Origin of the sequence: Bradyrhizobium sp. DOA9 (genome assembly GCF_000617845.2) — a bacterium.
GTDB lineage: Bacteria > Pseudomonadota > Alphaproteobacteria > Rhizobiales > Xanthobacteraceae > Bradyrhizobium.
Map to the genome: position 1 here is coordinate 1865530 of NZ_DF820425.1, position 15676 is coordinate 1881205.

19 protein-coding genes are annotated in these 15676 nt (G+C 64.5%); 14 read left to right on the forward strand and 5 right to left on the reverse strand.

Translation table 11 applies throughout. The features are described 5' to 3' along the window. Positions 1-21 precede the first annotated feature (21 nt). Positions 22-312: a PsiF family protein gene (locus BDOA9_RS08595; protein ID WP_025033532.1), complete on the reverse strand. Its 291-nt coding sequence runs from the start codon at positions 310-312 to the stop codon at positions 22-24. 199 nt (positions 313-511) lie between these two features. On the opposite strand from BDOA9_RS08595, the gene BDOA9_RS08600 reads away from it, so the two are divergent. Beyond that, positions 512-994 (forward strand): hypothetical protein, encoded by a 483-nt coding sequence (locus BDOA9_RS08600; protein ID WP_025033533.1) that lies wholly within the window; start codon positions 512-514, stop codon positions 992-994. A gap of 61 nt (positions 995-1055) precedes the next feature. Here the strand turns inward: BDOA9_RS08600 and BDOA9_RS08605 are convergent, their stop codons facing one another. Continuing rightward, entirely contained in the window at positions 1056-1604 is a 549-nt protein-coding gene (locus BDOA9_RS08605) for a TetR/AcrR family transcriptional regulator (protein WP_025033534.1), read from the reverse strand. 109 nt (positions 1605-1713) lie between these two features. On the opposite strand from BDOA9_RS08605, the gene BDOA9_RS08610 reads away from it, so the two are divergent. From BDOA9_RS08610 to BDOA9_RS08630, 5 genes are all read left to right on the forward strand, one after another. Continuing rightward, on the forward strand, positions 1714-2142 hold the full coding sequence (locus tag BDOA9_RS08610) for an acyl-CoA thioesterase (RefSeq protein WP_025033535.1): 429 nt from the start codon (positions 1714-1716) through the stop codon (positions 2140-2142). Between the two features lie 3 nt (positions 2143-2145). After that, positions 2146-2589 (forward strand): PaaI family thioesterase, encoded by a 444-nt coding sequence (locus BDOA9_RS08615; protein WP_042335840.1) that lies wholly within the window; start codon positions 2146-2148, stop codon positions 2587-2589. A 71-nt stretch (positions 2590-2660) separates the two neighbouring features. Then, positions 2661-3044, forward strand: coding sequence for a CidA/LrgA family protein (locus BDOA9_RS08620; protein WP_025033536.1), 384 nt, complete (start codon positions 2661-2663; stop codon positions 3042-3044). Beyond that, on the forward strand, positions 3041-3763 hold the full coding sequence (locus BDOA9_RS08625) for an LrgB family protein (RefSeq protein ID WP_025033537.1): 723 nt from the start codon (positions 3041-3043) through the stop codon (positions 3761-3763). Before BDOA9_RS08620 ends, BDOA9_RS08625 begins: the two co-directional genes overlap by 4 nt. An 88-nt stretch (positions 3764-3851) precedes the next feature. After that, positions 3852-4514, forward strand: coding sequence for a DsbA family protein (locus tag BDOA9_RS08630; protein WP_025033538.1), 663 nt, complete (start codon positions 3852-3854; stop codon positions 4512-4514). A gap of 81 nt (positions 4515-4595) precedes the next feature. Here the strand turns inward: BDOA9_RS08630 and BDOA9_RS08635 are convergent, their stop codons facing one another. From BDOA9_RS08635 to BDOA9_RS08645, 3 genes are all read right to left on the reverse strand, one after another. After that, positions 4596-4802 carry a hypothetical protein gene (locus BDOA9_RS08635; protein WP_025033539.1) on the reverse strand — a complete coding sequence of 69 codons (207 nt, stop codon included), beginning with the start codon at positions 4800-4802 and terminating at the stop codon, positions 4596-4598. An 81-nt stretch (positions 4803-4883) separates the two neighbouring features. After that, entirely contained in the window at positions 4884-5954 is a 1071-nt protein-coding gene (locus BDOA9_RS08640; protein ID WP_025033540.1) for a carboxylesterase family protein, read from the reverse strand. Positions 5955-5980: 26 nt separating this feature from the next. Beyond that, on the reverse strand, positions 5981-6952 hold the full coding sequence (locus BDOA9_RS08645) for a S1C family serine protease (protein ID WP_025033541.1): 972 nt from the start codon (positions 6950-6952) through the stop codon (positions 5981-5983). A gap of 311 nt (positions 6953-7263) precedes the next feature. Here BDOA9_RS08645 and BDOA9_RS08650 point away from each other — a divergent pair, with 311 nt between their 5' ends. The 8 genes from BDOA9_RS08650 to BDOA9_RS08685 all read left to right on the forward strand — a co-directional run bounded on the left by BDOA9_RS08650 (position 7264) and on the right by BDOA9_RS08685 (position 15674). Further along, positions 7264-7875: a hypothetical protein gene (locus tag BDOA9_RS08650; RefSeq protein WP_025033542.1), complete on the forward strand. Its 612-nt coding sequence runs from the start codon at positions 7264-7266 to the stop codon at positions 7873-7875. Then, a complete protein-coding gene (locus tag BDOA9_RS08655; RefSeq protein ID WP_025033543.1) occupies positions 7872-8270 on the forward strand; it encodes a hypothetical protein in 399 nt (132 codons plus the stop codon). Before BDOA9_RS08650 ends, BDOA9_RS08655 begins: the two co-directional genes overlap by 4 nt. A 106-nt stretch (positions 8271-8376) precedes the next feature. After that, positions 8377-9795: a M20 family metallopeptidase gene (locus tag BDOA9_RS08660; protein WP_025033544.1), complete on the forward strand. Its 1419-nt coding sequence runs from the start codon at positions 8377-8379 to the stop codon at positions 9793-9795. 259 nt (positions 9796-10054) lie between these two features. Next, a complete protein-coding gene (locus BDOA9_RS08665) occupies positions 10055-11845 on the forward strand; it encodes a peptide ABC transporter substrate-binding protein (protein WP_025033545.1) in 1791 nt (596 codons plus the stop codon). Between the two features lie 26 nt (positions 11846-11871). Further along, on the forward strand, positions 11872-12831 hold the full coding sequence (locus tag BDOA9_RS08670) for an ABC transporter permease (RefSeq protein WP_025033623.1): 960 nt from the start codon (positions 11872-11874) through the stop codon (positions 12829-12831). Further along, entirely contained in the window at positions 12797-13714 is a 918-nt protein-coding gene (locus BDOA9_RS08675) for an ABC transporter permease (protein WP_025033546.1), read from the forward strand. Before BDOA9_RS08670 ends, BDOA9_RS08675 begins: the two co-directional genes overlap by 35 nt. After that, on the forward strand, positions 13714-14709 hold the full coding sequence (locus BDOA9_RS08680; RefSeq protein ID WP_025033547.1) for an ABC transporter ATP-binding protein: 996 nt from the start codon (positions 13714-13716) through the stop codon (positions 14707-14709). The genes BDOA9_RS08675 and BDOA9_RS08680 overlap by 1 nt, the downstream gene beginning before the upstream one ends. After that, the gene (locus BDOA9_RS08685) at positions 14706-15674 is read left to right on the forward strand and encodes an ABC transporter ATP-binding protein (protein WP_025033548.1); all 969 of its coding nucleotides are present in this window, start codon (positions 14706-14708) and stop codon (positions 15672-15674) included. Before BDOA9_RS08680 ends, BDOA9_RS08685 begins: the two co-directional genes overlap by 4 nt. Positions 15675-15676: the final 2 nt, after the last annotated feature.

Genomic DNA, 15676 nt, shown 5'->3' on the forward strand with positions numbered 1-15676 from the left:
TCGGAAGGAATCGTGACGGGCCTATTTCTTGTCGGCTGCGGGAGTGGCGGGAGCGGCGGCTGCGCTGCCGGCCTTCGCCTCCTTCTTGCATTCGCGACGGAATTTCTTGCGCTCCTTGCCCTTCAATCCCTTGGCGTCCGCCTGCCTGGAGCACTCCAGCGATTCCGCCGATCGCTCCTTCGTTGCCTTCTTGTCGGCCACAGGGGCGGCAGTGTCGGTCTTGGTGGCCGGCGCGGTGGTCTGCGCGAAGGCGGTGCCGGTCACGAGCAGGGAGGTGAGCGCGACGGCGGCGAGGCGGGACGTGAAGGTCATGTGGTGCACTCTGCTTGCGAGAATTGCGAAGGGCTGAAACGTCGGCTCACGTTGCTGAACGCGACATGAATGAGTTGAGCGGCGGGATCACTATATTTTGCCGGCGCAACTCATCGCATCCTTGTCGCAAGCGGCCGGCACGCTAGGATAGCAATCCTCAATTCACTTCCGTCGGGAAGACCAAGCAGGAGACCCAGGGATGACCATTCAGACGAAATTGTTGTGTGCGATCGCTGCGTCCGGTGTCGCGGCATTGCTGGCGAGCGCGCCGGCGCAGGCACTGACCGCGCAGGAGTGCGGCGCGAAGTACCAGGCCGCCAAGAAGGACGGCTCGCTCGGCACCATGAAGTGGAATGACTTCCGCAAGGCCCAGTGCGGGGCCGATGCGACGCCCGCCGCTGCGCCGGCCGCGGCTGCGCCTGCAGCTCCCGCGGAGCCGAAGCAGGCCAAGAAGGAAGAGGCACCCGCCGCTACGCCGGCCCTGCCGGCGGGACCGGCGGTCTATCCGAACGCGGTCGACCCGAAATATGCCAAGGAGACTCCCGGCAAGGCGCGCCTGCACACCTGCGTCGACCAGTACAATGCCAACAAGACCACCAACGGCAACGGCGGCTTGAAGTGGATCCAGAAAGGCGGCGGCTATTACAGCGAATGCACCAAGAAGCTGAAGGGCGCCGCCTGAGCCTTGACGCAACAGGACGCAATGGCCGGAGCAAAGCTCCGGCCATTTGTTTGACCCGAGCCTAGTCGAGCAGCTTCTCGGCCGATTTCGCCACGAGCTGCGACCGCCTGCGCGGACCGCTCTCGACGAACAACAGGCTCTGGCCGAAGATGAAGCAGTAGAACAGGAAGGCCTGCGCGTCGGCCTCTTCAGTCGCAAGGCCGGTCGCGCGATAGAGGTCGCCGACGTGCTTGAGCCGCGTCGCATCGACGCTCGCCACCGCCGCCGCGGCGTTCTGGTCCGAGCGGGCCCATTGCCGGATCGCGAGCTCGATCGCCATGCCTTCGGGATTGAGCCGCTCGGAATAGAGCTGGATCACCGCCTTCAGCCGCTCGCGGGGTTCTTGCCCACCGAGACTTGTCTGCTGCGCGATCGCGGCGATGCGACCCTTGCGCCAGGCCTCGAGCATGGCCTCGAGCAGCGCGGCGCGATCGGCGAAGCGCCGGTAGAAGCCGCCCTTGGTGACGCCCAGGCTCTTGGCGAGGACCTCGACCCGCACGCCCTCCACCCCCGCGCGGGCGAGCTCGGCAAATCCAGCCTCGACCCAGACATCGCCCTTGCCGTCGCTCATGAAGGAAGCCTCACCCGGACTTGATACGGTGCCGTATTGCTAACGCTAGGCGGGTTTGATACGCTACCGTATCAACGATCAAAAGACGAAATCGCTGGAGGGAGATGCGATGGAGCAGGAGGCAACCTATCGCGGCACGGTCTATCCGTGGCAATGCGACCATGTCGGGCACATGAACATCATGTGGTATGTCGGCAAATTCGACGAGGCCAACTGGAACCTGTTCGCCCGCCTCGGCCTGACGCCGAGCTATTTGCGCTCCTCCGGCCGCGGCATGGCCGCCGTGCAGCAGAACATCGCCTACAAGCGCGAGCTGCTCGCCGGCGACATCGTCGAGATCCGCAGCCATCTGCTCGAGATCAGGGACAAGTCGATCCGCTTCCGGCACGACATGACGAATGCCGAGACCGGCGAGCTCGCCGCGACGTGCGAGATCACCGGCGTGCACATGGACCGTCAGCTCCGCAAGTCCGCCCCGTTCGCCGATTGCATTCGCAAGGCTGCCTTGAAGCATCTCGACGAACCGGCCGAGGCGTAGGCCATGATCGCCTTCGAGCCGAAGAACCCGGGCTATCGCGCGGCGGCCATCACCATGTTCGATGCCCAACCGGCCATGCGCACGCTCGGCATCGTGATCGTCCGTCTCGCGCCGGGCGAGGTCGAGCTGGCAATGCTGCACGCGCCGGCCCTCACCCAGCAGAACGGTTTCATCCATGCCGGCATCATCACGACCGGGCTCGACAACGCCTGCGGCGTCGCGGCCTTCAGCTTGATGCCGCCGGAGGCCGGTATCCTCACCGTCGAATTCAAGACCACGCTGCTCGCGCCCGCCCGCGGCGAGCGCTTCGTCTTCAAGGCCGAAGTGGTCAAGCCCGGCCGTACGCTGACCTTCTGCGAGGCAAAGGCCTATGCCGAGCATGACGGCAAGACCACGCTGATCGCGACGATGAGCGGGACGTTGATGGCGATGCTGCCGGCGGCTTAGCTGGGCCGGCGCGATTCGCGTGCATAGCGGCGATTGACAAGCGTGCCAGCGCATCCCTTGATGCGATGGTCATGCTTGCAAGTCTCGGCCTCATCCTGCTCTGCCAATTGATCGGCGAAGCCGTCGTGCGCGGCCTCGGCCTGCCGTTGCCGGGACCCGTGCTGGGCCTCCTGCTGCTCTTGATCCTGCTGATGACGCGGGACCGCTTTTCGCTGCTCGCGCGCGGGCCGCTGCGCAATGACGGTGTCGAGACGGCAAGCAAGGGCCTGCTGGCCCATCTCTCACTATTGTTCGTGCCGGCCGGCGTCGGCGTCGTGCAGAAGCTCGACCTGCTCGCCTCTCACGGCATCGCGATCACCCTTGTGCTCGCGCTGTCCGTGGTCGTCACGCTGCTCGCGACCGTGCTGACCTTTCGCCTCGTCAGCCGCCTGTTGAGGCAACAGGACGCGCGATGAAGGACAATCCGTTCTCGCTGTGGGTCTATCTTTCGCAATCGCCACTGCTGTGGCTGACCGTAACGCTGCTGGTCTATGCAACTACGGACGCGGTCTCGCTGGCGACGCGGCGCCATCCGCTGGTCAACCCCGTGCTGCACGCGATGTGGATCATCGGCGCGTTCCTGCTCCTGACCGGTACCTCCTACACGACCTATTTCGCCGGCGCGCAGTTCGTGCACTTCCTGCTGGGCCCCGCGACCGTCGCGCTCGCCGTGCCGCTCTACGAGAACCGCAAGCGCGTGGTCGCATCGATCGTGCCGATGCTGGTGGCGCTGATCGTGGGATCGATCACGGCGGTGGTGTCTGTGGTGCTGCTGGCCGAGCTCGCCGGACTGCCGCGCGATGTCGTGCTGTCGCTGGCGCCGAAATCGGTCACCGCAGGCGTCGCCATGGGCATCGCCGAATCCCTGCACGCCGATCCTTCGCTGGCGGCCGTCGCCGTGATCCTCACCGGCATCATGGGCGCGATCATCGTGACACCGCTGATGAACCGCACCGGCATCACCGATTACCGGGCCCGCGGCTTTGCCGCCGGCCTTGCTGCGCATGGCATCGGCACGGCCCGCGCGTTCCAGGTCGACGAGATCGCCGGCGTCTTTTCCGGCATCGCCATGAGCCTGAACGCTCTGGTGACCTCGTTCCTGGTGCCGCTGGCGGTCACACTGCTGGTGCGATGACATCGCCGCCGCGACACTCTATATGGTCGGTAACAATGCCCGGTCCTCAGCCGTATTTGCCGAAGATGGGACCGAAACGGGACGAGATATGACTGGATTTGGGAACAAGGGCCGTCTGGTACCGACCCGGCGTGCGGCGCTGACGCTGATCGGAGCGACGGCGCTCGTTGCGGGCGGCATCACCTCTGCGCGGGCAGCGGCTAGCGATGAGGAGGTGCTGACCGAAGCCAAGGTGCTGCGCGATCCCGACACGCCCGTCGCAGGCAATCCCGACGGCAACATCACCATCGTCGAATGGTCCGACTACAATTGTCCCTATTGCCGCAAGCTCGAGCCCGAGCTGCGCCAGGTCGTTCAGGACGACGGCAAGGTGCGGCTGGTGATGAAGGACTGGCCGATCCTCGGGCCGGTGTCGGTCACCGCGGCGCGGAGCGCGCTGGCGGCCAAATTCCAGGGCAAGTACCACCAGGCCCATGACGCCATGATCGGCGTCTCTTCGCGCCTGACCGAACCCCGCATCAACGAGCTGCTTGCGGCCGCCGGGGTCGACATGGACCGGCTGAAGCGCGATCTCACCGGCCACGCCAAGGACATCGACGCCATCCTCAAGCGCAACAACGAGCAGGCTGAAGCCTTCGGCTTCCAGGGCACCCCGTCCTTCATCGTCGGAAAGTACCGCGTGCCCGGCGTGCTCAGCATGACCGAGTTCGAGCAGGTCATCGCCGACGCCCGCAAGGCCAAGATGAACTGAGCCGGCGCTATTTCTGGACGCAATACAAAGGCGCCGCCGCGGAGCTCGCGACGGCGCCTTGTTCATGTTGATCGAACGAAATTACTTCGACGAGATCCGGACCCAGTCCTTGTGCGCGCGATCGCGCAGCGCATCCCAATCGGCCTTGGCGACGTCCCAGTTCACGATGGTGCGGTTGGCGGCCGCGACATCGCCCTTGGCGACCGACGACGTCTGCATGGAATCATAGACGTAGACGCCGCCCGCAAGCAGCAGCGCGCCCAGGATCATTCCGAAAAAAGTCTGCATGGCGAACCTCCGGTGACGGGCAATAACGTCGGCCCGGAGTGATGGTTCCGCGACCATGCGGCGCATCTAAGGAGAGGTCGTTCATTTTCCATTCAGCCACGTCATCAGCTCGGCATTGATCTCGCGCGGATAGGTGTGGCTGAGGTCGTCGATCTCGCGATAGGTGACTTGGGCACCGGCGGCGGAGAGCGCCGCCTGCGTCTGCCGCGCGGTCTGCACCGGAAACATCCAGTCGAGCTTGCCGTGAGTGATAAAGACCGGCAGGCCTTGCAGGCGCGTTGCGTCGGCCATTTCGGCCATCAGCGGATGGAAGGTCGCCGCAACAGGCGCGAGATGCGTGAAGGGCGAGGAATGGTCGAGGCCGGTGACGTAGCAGAAGGTGCCGCCGTCGCTCATGCCGGTCAGCAGCATGCGCGAGGGATCGATGCGCCAGCGGCCGCGCACCTCCTCGATGATGCGCATGAGGTTCGGCGTGTCGGTGTCCTCGCCCATCAGCGCCCAGGTCTGTCCGGTCGCGGTCGGCGCCACCAGGATCGCGCCGAGGCTGCGGGCGTCGCGGAGCCAGCTCCACAGAAAGCCGCGTCCGTTGCCGCTGCCGCCATGCAGCGCCATCACCAGCGGCATGGCACGCTCGGGCGCATAATATTCGGGGACATAGACCGAGAAGCCGCCGCGGCTGCCAGGCTCGTTGTGGTCCTGGAAGATGCCGGTGTCCTCGTTCGCGCCGGCTTGGAGCCGCGACAACACATCCGCATTGTCGCGATTGGCGGCATTCAGAAAGAAGCTGCTCACCGGCGGAAATTGCACCGCCAGCGGATAGAGCGCCTCCTGCGCGCGCGGGACATGGCGCAAGGCGCGGAACACCGCGACGAGATCGCCACGGCCACGCTCGACCTCACGAATTCCGGAAAAGGCAGCGAGCGTCTCGCCGCAGGCGCGATCCAGTCGCTCGCGCAGCCCAGCGAACTGCTCCGGCCAATCGCCGATTGCGGCGTGCGCCGTCTGCAGCGCCTCGTCCGGTGTGCCGATCGCATCCATCACCGAAGCGAAGGCCGGCGGATGCAGATGCCGCTGGAAGAAGCCGAGCGCTTCCAGCGCGTTGAGCAGCGGCGGCAGCACGGCCACGATGTCGTCCACCACGGCCTCGGTCATCGCCGCTTCCTCAGAGCCCTTAGGGATCAGTGCAGCTTCGGCGCCTTCAGGAGCTTGAAGCGGTCGGTCGACGTCACCGTGACGTCGAAGGTGACGCCTTCATGATGAACCGTGAGCGGCACGTCGACGCCGGCGGCGCCGAGCGCCCACATCTTCTTGTAGAAGGCGGTCTGGCTCGTCACCTTGTCGCCGTTCACGGCGAGAATGACGTCGCCGGTCTTGAGCTCGGCACGGGCGGCCGGGCCGTTGGTGGAGATGCCGATCACCACCACGCGGTTGTCGATCTCGGTCGAGTAGAGTCCGAGCCAGGGCCGTGCCGGCTTGTTGACGCGGCCGAAGTTTCGCAAGTCCTCAAGGACCGGCTTCAGGAGGTCGATCGGCACGATCATGTTGACGTGCTCGGCCTTGCCGTCACGTTCACGCTCGAGCTGGAGCGAGCCGATGCCGATCAGCTCGCCGCGTTCGTTGAGCAGCGCCGTGCCGCCCCAGTTCGGATGCGCGGGAGCAGTGAAGATGGCCTCGTCCAGCAGATATTCCCAGTAACCGGCGAATTCCTGCCTGGCCACGACCTGGCTCGCGACCGAGCGCGTGCGTCCGCCGGCGCCGCCGACCACGACGCGGTCGCCGATCCGTACCGCTGCCGACGAGCCGAGCGGCAGCGGCGCAATGTCGAGCTGACCGAGCGCCTGCACCAGCCCGAACCCGGTCTCGGAATCGAAACCGAGCGCATGGCCCTCCACCACGCGTCCGTCGGCGCGGTGCAGCCAGACCGACTCTGCCTCGGTGATGAGATAACCTATCGTGAGCACCAGGCCGTCATCGATCACGACGCCGTTGCCGGCGCGTTCGGTGCCCAGCGTCTCGGCACTGAAGGCGTCCGGCGGGATGATGGCGTGCAGGCCGACGACGGAGCCGAGTGCGCGGTCGAGATCGAAACCGTAGTCGCTCGCCCGCGGCTGGTTCGCCGGCGGCACCCTCCATTCGGTCAGAGTGCTCATGGAGTTCTCCTGGCTGAGTGCATCGCTCCGGCAAGGCTGGCCGAGCGGTGTGCGAAGCAGCACTAATCTAAGCTGCGAATGATCGATTTTAAAGACTTCTTGCGACCATTCGCGCGGATCGGCGAGAAGTTCGAAAGTTCGGTCCACCCCTTGAGTCGGTCCCTCGACCCCGCAAGCGCTGCGCCGCATGTCGTTTTGTCCTCTCGTTGCCCATCGATGCCAATAGATCATCCGGCCAGCGGCCTGGATAGGCTAGGCTATTGCCGGGTTCAGTTGGTGGACGTATCGTTCCGCGAATTGCGGAACCGGCGATGAGCGAAAAGAACTTCGATCGAGCAACTTTGGAATATGCGCTGGCCGAGCTCGGTCGAAGGGCCTTTGCTGCGGGCCGCACGGTCGAAATCGTGATCTACGGCGGATCGGCACTTCTCCTGACCTTGAACCGCGAAATCAACACGGGCGATGTCGATGCAGTTTTCGAAGGAAACAGGGACTTCATCAAGAAGCTGGCGGCCGAGATGGCCGAGGAGTTCGAGTGGGATGAAAATTGGCTAAACGACGGGGTGAAGGGCTGGTTGAGCAAGAGAGACTCCGATCCCGAAGTTAGAGCTCTATTCAAGACCTACCCCTCAGAGGACCAACCGGGACTTCGCGTCTACACGGCAAAACCGGAATACTTGTTTGCCATGAAATGCCGAGCAATGCGTGTCGGCGGTATTGAAACGAACTCGGACATCGACGACATCAAGCTGCTCGCGCGCGCAATAGGGATAAAGAATAGCCAGGACGCACTGACCCTGGTCGAGAGATTCTACCCGCATAATATGCTCCAACCCAAAACCCGCCTGGGGCTCGAGGAGATCTTCTCAAATCTGACGATTGGATCAGAGAGCGACGAAACGCCGAGGTCGAGCCCGCCATGAGCCTGTTTGACAACAAGCCCAGAACGCTAAGTGATGTCGTGCGGCGCGTAAGAGCTGGTCAACAGAAGTTTGATCCGTCACTTCGCGAATTTCTCGATTGGTTCTACATGAATCCGCACGCGCGTCAGCAGGCGATCGAGGGGCGCCCGGATCAGATTGATGCTTTGCATGACGCCTACGTGGCGGCAGTAGCGGAGCATCTTGCGCGCGTTCACGGATTACCAGTGCCGGAATGGACCGAGGATCATGGTAATGGGCTGAGGGAGCCGTTCTTTGCCGGCGGCCTGCAATCACTGAAGGGCGTGCTGGTCGCCGAGAGCCCTACTGCCTTTCGACGACGCCTCCTGTTCGTCAGCAAGGATGCTTTGTCGAGGCCTAGAATGCAGGACGCCTAACATCAGATTCAGTGCATGGCTGATGTCCGCGCCGGTTCTTGGCGGGCCAACGTGAAGCTGCTAACCATTGCCGCTTCGTTTGACCAAGGGATCACGGACCACAAGCATGGACAACCGCAGCGACATCTGGCGTGGCATCGACACGATCAAGGCACGTTTCATCGACCTCAGCGACAGGGTCTGGGGCATGCCCGAGGTCTGCTACACCGAGGCGCGGTCCGCCGCCGAGCATCTCGCCGAGCTGCGTCACCAGGGATTCCGCATCACCGAGAACGTCGCCGGCATCCCGACCGCGCTGATCGGCGAGTGGGGCGAGGGCGGTCCGGTCATTGCCTTCATGGGCGAGTACGATGCGCTGCCGGGCCTCAGCCAGGAGGCCGGTGTTGCCGAGCATCGCCCGGTCGAGACCGGCGGCCATGGCCATGGCTGCGGTCACAACCTGCTCGGTTCAGCTGCGCTGCTCGCCGCGACGGCGGTGAAGGACTGGCTCGCCGAGAACAAGGTGCACGGGCGCGTGCGCTATTATGGCTGTCCGGCGGAGGAAGGCGGCGCGGCCAAGGCCTTCATGGTGCGCTCCGGTGCCTTCGAGGACGCCGACATCGCCATTACCTGGCACCCGCACAGCTTCTGGGAAGTGGCGGTGACGCCGTCGCTTGCGAACACGCGCGCCGATTTCACCTTCACCGGCCGCACCTCGCACGCCGCGGCCTCGCCGCACCTTGGCCGCTCCGCGCTCGATGCGGTGGAATTGATGAATGTCGGCGTCAACTACATGCGCGAGCACATGCCGAGCGACGCGCGCGTGCACTACGCGCTGCTCGACACCGGCGGCATCGCGCCGAACGTGGTGCAGGCCCATGCGCGCGTGCGCTATTCGATCCGGGCGCGCGATCTTCCCGGCATGAACGAGCTGGTCGAGCGCGTGTCCAAGATCGCACAAGGCGCGGCGTTGATGACCGAGACCAAGGTCGAGATGAAGATCATCTCCGCGGTCTCCAACATCCTGCCGAATGCGCCGCTGGAGCAGGCGCTGCACGAGGTGATGGAAGAGCTCGGACCGCCGCATTTCGACGATGCGGACAAGAGCTTTGCCGGCCAGATCCGTGCGACCTTGAGCGACAAGGACATCGCGTCGGTCTATTACGCGATCGGCATGGAGCCGACCGATCGGCCGCTGGCCGACTTCCTGGTGCCGCTCGATGCCAAGCGCAACCCGCTGGTCGGCTCGACCGATGTCGGCGACGTGAGCTGGGTGGTGCCGACAGTGCAGGTGCACGCACCGACGGTTGCAATCGGCACGCCCTTCCACACCTGGCAGGTGGTGGCGCAGGGCAAGAGCCCGCACGCGCACAAGGCCATGGTGCAGGCGGCCAAGGCGATGGCCGGTCTCGGCATCAAGGCGCTGATGGAACCGGAGCTGATCGAGGCTGCCAAGGCGGATCTGCAGAAGCGGACGGCCCGGACACCTTACGTCTGTCCGTTGCCGGATCACGTTGCGCCGCCCCTCGACATGTCCGTGGCGTAGGAATTCGCCTCGATACTTCGTCTGATCCAGCGAACAAATTTTCCGCAGTGCAGCGCGCAATCCAGCAGATTTTAATGCTGGATTGCCGAACGGATGGGCTGCGGAGCGCAATTTTGCCCAACGGACAGCCAATAGACCGTTTGCATACACACGGTCCCAGTTGACGTGCACCCCATTCGGTGTGCCATCTACCGCCAGCCAAACCCGGCGGTCGCGAGCGGCCGCCTGCATCCATGTCGGAACCAGACGGGGGACAACCATGCTGGACAAAGAGCTGCGTTCGATGATCGGTCAGGTGAAGGACGGGCAGATGGACCGCCGCGCCTTCATCAAGCGCCTCGCTGCGGTCGGTCTCACCGCTCCCCTGGCCAACCAGCTCCTGGCGCTCGGCGGCGTCGCCATGGCGCAGAGCCCCGCGGTCTACAAGCCGACCAAGCGCGGGGGCGGCGGTCCTCTCAAGGTGCTGTGGTGGCAGGGGGCGACGCTACTCAATCCGCATTTCGCCACCGGCACCAAGGACCAGGACGGATCGCGGATCTTCTACGAGCCGCTCGCGAGCTGGGACGCCGACGGCAATCTCAACCCGATCCTCGCTGCCGAGATTCCTTCGGTTGCGAACGGCGGTCTCGCCGCCGATGCCAAATCGGTGGTCTGGAAAATCAAGCCGGGAGTCAAATGGCACGATGGCAAGCCGCTGACTGCCGACGACTTCGTATTCACCTGGCAATACGCCAGCGATCCCGCCACGGCTGCCGTCACTATCAGCACCTATGGTGACATCACGGTCGAGAAGGTCAGTGATCTCTCGATTCGCATCCTGTTCAAGACCCCGACGCCGTTCTGGGCCAACGCGTTCGTCGGCGCTTATGGATGCGTTCTTCCCAAGCATCTGTTTGCCGACTACAAAGGCTCGAAGTCCCGCGAGGCGCCGAACAATCTGGCTCCGGTGGGCACCGGTCCCTATAAATTCGTCGAGTTCAAGCCGGGCGATGTGGTCCGCGGCGAGCTCAATCCCGATTATCACATGCCCAACCGTCCGCATTTCGACACGATCGAGATGAAGGGCGGCGGCGATGCCGTCTCGGCGGCGCGCGCGGTGATCCAGACCGGCGAATTCGATTTCGCCTGGAACATGCAGGTCGAAGACGACGTGCTGCTGCGTCTGGAGAAGGGCGGCAAGGGCAAGACCGTCTATGCCACCGGTGGCGATATCGAGTTCATCGCCATCAACTTCACCGACCCCAACGTCGAGATCGACGGCGAGCGCTCCTCGATGAAGACCAAGCACCCGATCCTGTCGGATCCGAACGTGCGCAAGGCGCTCGCCCTGCTTGTGGACCGCGATTCCGTCAAGAAAGCGATCTACGGCCGGGCCGGGCGCACCACGGCCAACTACCTCAACGGTCCCGAGAAGTTCGTCTCCAAGAACACCTCGTGGGAGTTCAACATCGAGAAGGCGTCGAAGATGCTCGATGACGCCGGCTGGAAGGTCGGCGCCGACGGCATCCGCGAGAAAGACGGCAAGAAATTCAAGCTTCTGTACCAGACCTCGACCAACGGTCCGCGCCAGAAGACCCAGGCTATCGTCAAGCAGGCCTGTCAGAAGGCCGGCATCGACGTGGAGCTGAAATCGGTCGTCGCCTCGGTGTTCTTCTCATCCGACGTTGCCAACCCGGACACCTATCCCAAGTTCTATGCCGACATCGAGGAGTTCCAGATCCCGATGACGCAGCCGGATCCGGCGCTGCACATGCGCCGCTACATCTCCGCCAACGTGGCCACCAAGGAGAACAAATGGCAGGGGCAGAACTTCCCGCGCTATGTCAACAAGGAGTATGACGACGCCATTGCTGCCGCCGAGACCGAGACCGATCCGGTCAAGCGCGCCGCGCTCTACATCAAGTGCAACGACCTGTTGTGGCAGGACACCGTGTTCATTCCGGTGATGCATCGCCTGCTGGTGGATGCCAGCTCCAATTCGTTGCGGCCGGCGCTCTCGGGCTGGGCCAATCGGACCGACAACATCCAGGACTGGTACCGGGAGGCATGAGCGCGGGCTAGACGGGATTTTTCCCTATGAGTCAGTATGTCCTGCGTCGCCTCCTGATTGCCGTTCCGAGCCTGCTGGCGATTTCGCTGGTGCTGTTCGTCGTGCTCGCGCTCGCGCCCGGCGATCCGTTCTCCGAGCTGGCCACCAACCCGAACGTGCCGCCCGAAGTGCAGGCTGCGCTTCGGGCCAAGTTCGGTCTCGACGATCCGATCTACCTTCGTTACCTGCACTGGCTCAACGCCATGCTGCACGGCGACTGGGGCTTCTCCTTCGTCAGCCGGATGAACGTCGACACGCTGATCCTTCAGCGCCTGCCGGCCACGCTCTACGTGATCGGCTCGGCGCAGATCCTGGCGCTGCTGATCGCGATTCCGGTCGGCGTCTATGCCGCGACCAGGCCGTATTCGCTGTTCGACCAGATCGCGAATACGCTCGCCTTCGTCGGTTTCTCCTTGCCGACCTTCTTCACCGGCATCCTGTTCATCCTGATCTTCTCGGTCACGCTGGACTGGCTGCCTTTCGTCTACACCACCGACATCAAGGCCACCGGCATCCGCTGGGTGCTGGAGATGATCCGTCAGGCGATCATGCCGGTGGCGGTGCTCGGCCTGTTCCAGGCGGCGTCGATGACGCGCTTCGTGCGGTCGGCGATGCTCGACGTCATCCGGCTCGATTACGTCACCACGGCGCGGGCCAAGGGCCTCGGCCAGACCACGGTGATCATCAAGCACGTGATGCGCAACGCCATGATCCCCGTGGTCACGCTGATCGCATTGCAGATGCCCGCGGTGTTCGGCGGCGCCATCGTCACCGAGCAGATCTTCCGCATTCCCGGCATCGGCTCGCTGCTGATCTCCTCCATCCTCTCCAACGACACGCCGGTGGTGATGGCCGTGACCTTCGTCTTCGCGTGCCTCGTCGTGCTGTTCAATCTCATCGCGGACGTGCTTTATGGCTGGCTTGACCCTCGCATCTCCCTCCGCTGAGCGGCGCGTCTACTCGCCCTGGCGCGAGACGTGGCGGCGTTACAGCCGCCACCGGCTCGCGGTGGTCAGCGCTGTCCTGCTCCTCATCCTGGTGCTCGCCGTCGTGCTTGGGCCGTTCGTGTGGCGTGTCAAGATCAACGAGATCGACATCGTCGCGGGCCTGCAGGGTCCGTCGCTCGCCCATCCCTTCGGCACCGACGATCTCGGCCAGGACATCCTGGCGCGCATGATCTATGGCGGCCGCATCTCGCTCGCGGTCGGGCTCGCGGCGATGCTGGTCGCTGTCATCATCGGCACAGTGATCGGCGCGCTCGCCGGTATGTCGCGCGGCGCGCTCGGACACGGATTGATGTGGCTCACCGACCTGTTCCTGTCGCTGCCGCAGCTGCCGCTGCTGCTGCTGCTGATCTATCTGTTCCGCGACGGGCTGAAGCAGGTGTTCGGGCCCGAAGGCGGCATCTTCATCCTGATCGTGCTCGTGATCGGAGGCCTGCGCTGGATGCCGGTGGCGCGGCTGGTGCGTGCCCAGTTCCTGTCGCTCCGCGAGAAGGAGTTCGTCGAAGCCGCCCGTGCGCTCGGCGCCAGTCCGGTGCGGCAGGTGGTGCGGCACATCCTTCCCAATGCAGTCGGCCCGGTGATCATCGCCGGCACCATCGACGTCGCCGCGGCGATCATCGCGGAATCGACGCTGTCCTTTCTCGGCCTCGGCTTCCCGCCGGATACCCCGACCTGGGGCCGGCTGCTGTTTGACGCCAAGGATTTTCTCGACATCGGCCCGCACTGGGCGCTGTTTCCGGGCGGCGCGATCTTCGTCGCGGTGGTGGCCATCAACTTCATCGGCGACGGTCTGCGCGACGCGCTCGATGCGCGACGGGTGATCTGATGGCGCCGCTGCTCGAGATCAAGGGCCTGAAAACCCATTTCTCCACCGACGACGGCATCCTCCAGGCCGTCGACGGCGTCGACATCTCCATCAACAAGAGCGAGACACTCTGCGTCGTCGGTGAATCCGGCTGCGGCAAGACCGTCACCGCGATGTCGATCCTGAAGCTGATCGCGATGCCGCCCGGCCGGATCGCCGCGGGCCAGATCATCTTCGAGGGCCGCGATCTCGTGCCGCTGACCAGCAACCAGCTCGACGAGATCAGGGCCAAGGAGATCGGCTTCATCTTCCAGGAGCCGATGACCTCGCTCAATCCGGTGCTCACGATCGGCGAGCAGATCGCCGAGAGCCTGCGGCGCCACGAACCCGTGACCAGGAAGCAGGCGCTCGAACGCACCATCGAGATGCTGAAGCTGGTGCAGATTCCCAATGCCGAAGGCCGCGTGCACAATTACCCGCACCAGTTTTCCGGCGGCATGCGCCAGCGCGTGATGATCGCGATGGCGCTCGCCTGCAAGCCGAAGCTGATCATCGCCGACGAGCCGACCACCGCGCTCGACGTCACTATCCAGGCGCAGATCCTCGACCTCTTGCAGGACATGAAGGAGCGCTTCGGCATGGCGGTGATGTTGATCACCCATGCCATGGGCGTGGTCGCGGAGACGGCGCAGCGCGTCGTCGTGATGTATGCCGGCAAGGTGGTGGAGGAGGCGCCCGTCGACGAGCTGTTTGGCGATCCCCGCCATCCCTATACGCAAGGCCTGATCCGCTCGATCCCGCGCATCGATCTCGACAGCGAGCACAAGACGCGGCTCGAGGCGATCGGTGGCTCGGTGCCGATCCTGATCAATCCGCCGGTCGGCTGCCGCTTCGCGCCGCGCTGCAAGTTCGCCATGAATGTCTGCACCGAGAAGGAGCCGCTGCTGCGCGAGATCGCTCCCGGTCACCGCATGGCCTGTCATCTCGGCGATCCGAACCTGGGAGCCGCGGCATGAGCGAGCCCTTGCTCCGCGTCAGCGGCCTGAAGAAACATTTCCCTGTGCTCGGCGGCCTCTTGTCGCGCCAGGTCGGGACCGTCTATGCGGTCGACGGCGTGTCGTTCTCGGTCAATCGCGGCGAGACGCTCGGTCTCGTCGGCGAATCCGGTTGCGGCAAGTCGACGACCGGACGCTGCGTGCTGCGCCTGATCGAGCCGACCGACGGCGAGGTCGTGTTCGACGGCCGCGACGTGCGCCAGCTCGGCGGCAACGATCTGCGCGCGATGCGGCGGAACATGCAGCTGGTGTTCCAGGATCCGTTCGCCTCGCTCAATCCACGCATGACGGTCGGGGCCATTCTCGGCGAGGCTTTCACCATCCACAATCTCGCCTCCTCCCCGAAAGAGCGCGAGGAGCGCGTCGCGGGCCTCTTGGTCAAGGTCGGACTCAAGGCCGAGCACATGCGGCGCTATCCGCATGAATTCTCGGGCGGCCAGCGCCAGCGCATCGTGATCGCCCGCGCGCTCGCGGTCGAGCCGAAGCTGATCGTCTGCGACGAGCCGGTCTCCGCGCTCGATGTGTCGATCCAGGCGCAGGTCATCAACCTCCTGGAGGACCTTCAGGCCGAGCTGAACCTGACCTATCTGTTCGTCGCGCACGACCTCTCGGTGGTCGAGCACATCTCCGACCGCGTCGCGGTGATGTATCTCGGCCGCATCGTCGAGCTCGCCAAGGCCAGCGACCTCTACCGCAACCCGCAGCATCCCTACACCAGGGCGCTGCTGTCGGCGGTGCCGGTGCCCGATCCCAAGCTGAAGCGCGAGCGCATCCGCCTCAAGGGCGACGTGCCAAGCCCGATGAAGCCGCCGTCCGGCTGTCACTTCCACACCCGCTGCCCGATCGCCCAGCCGCGCTGTGCGGAAAGCGCACCGGTGTTGAAGGAGGGCGCGGGCGGGCACTTCGTGGCGTGCCATCTGGCCTGACG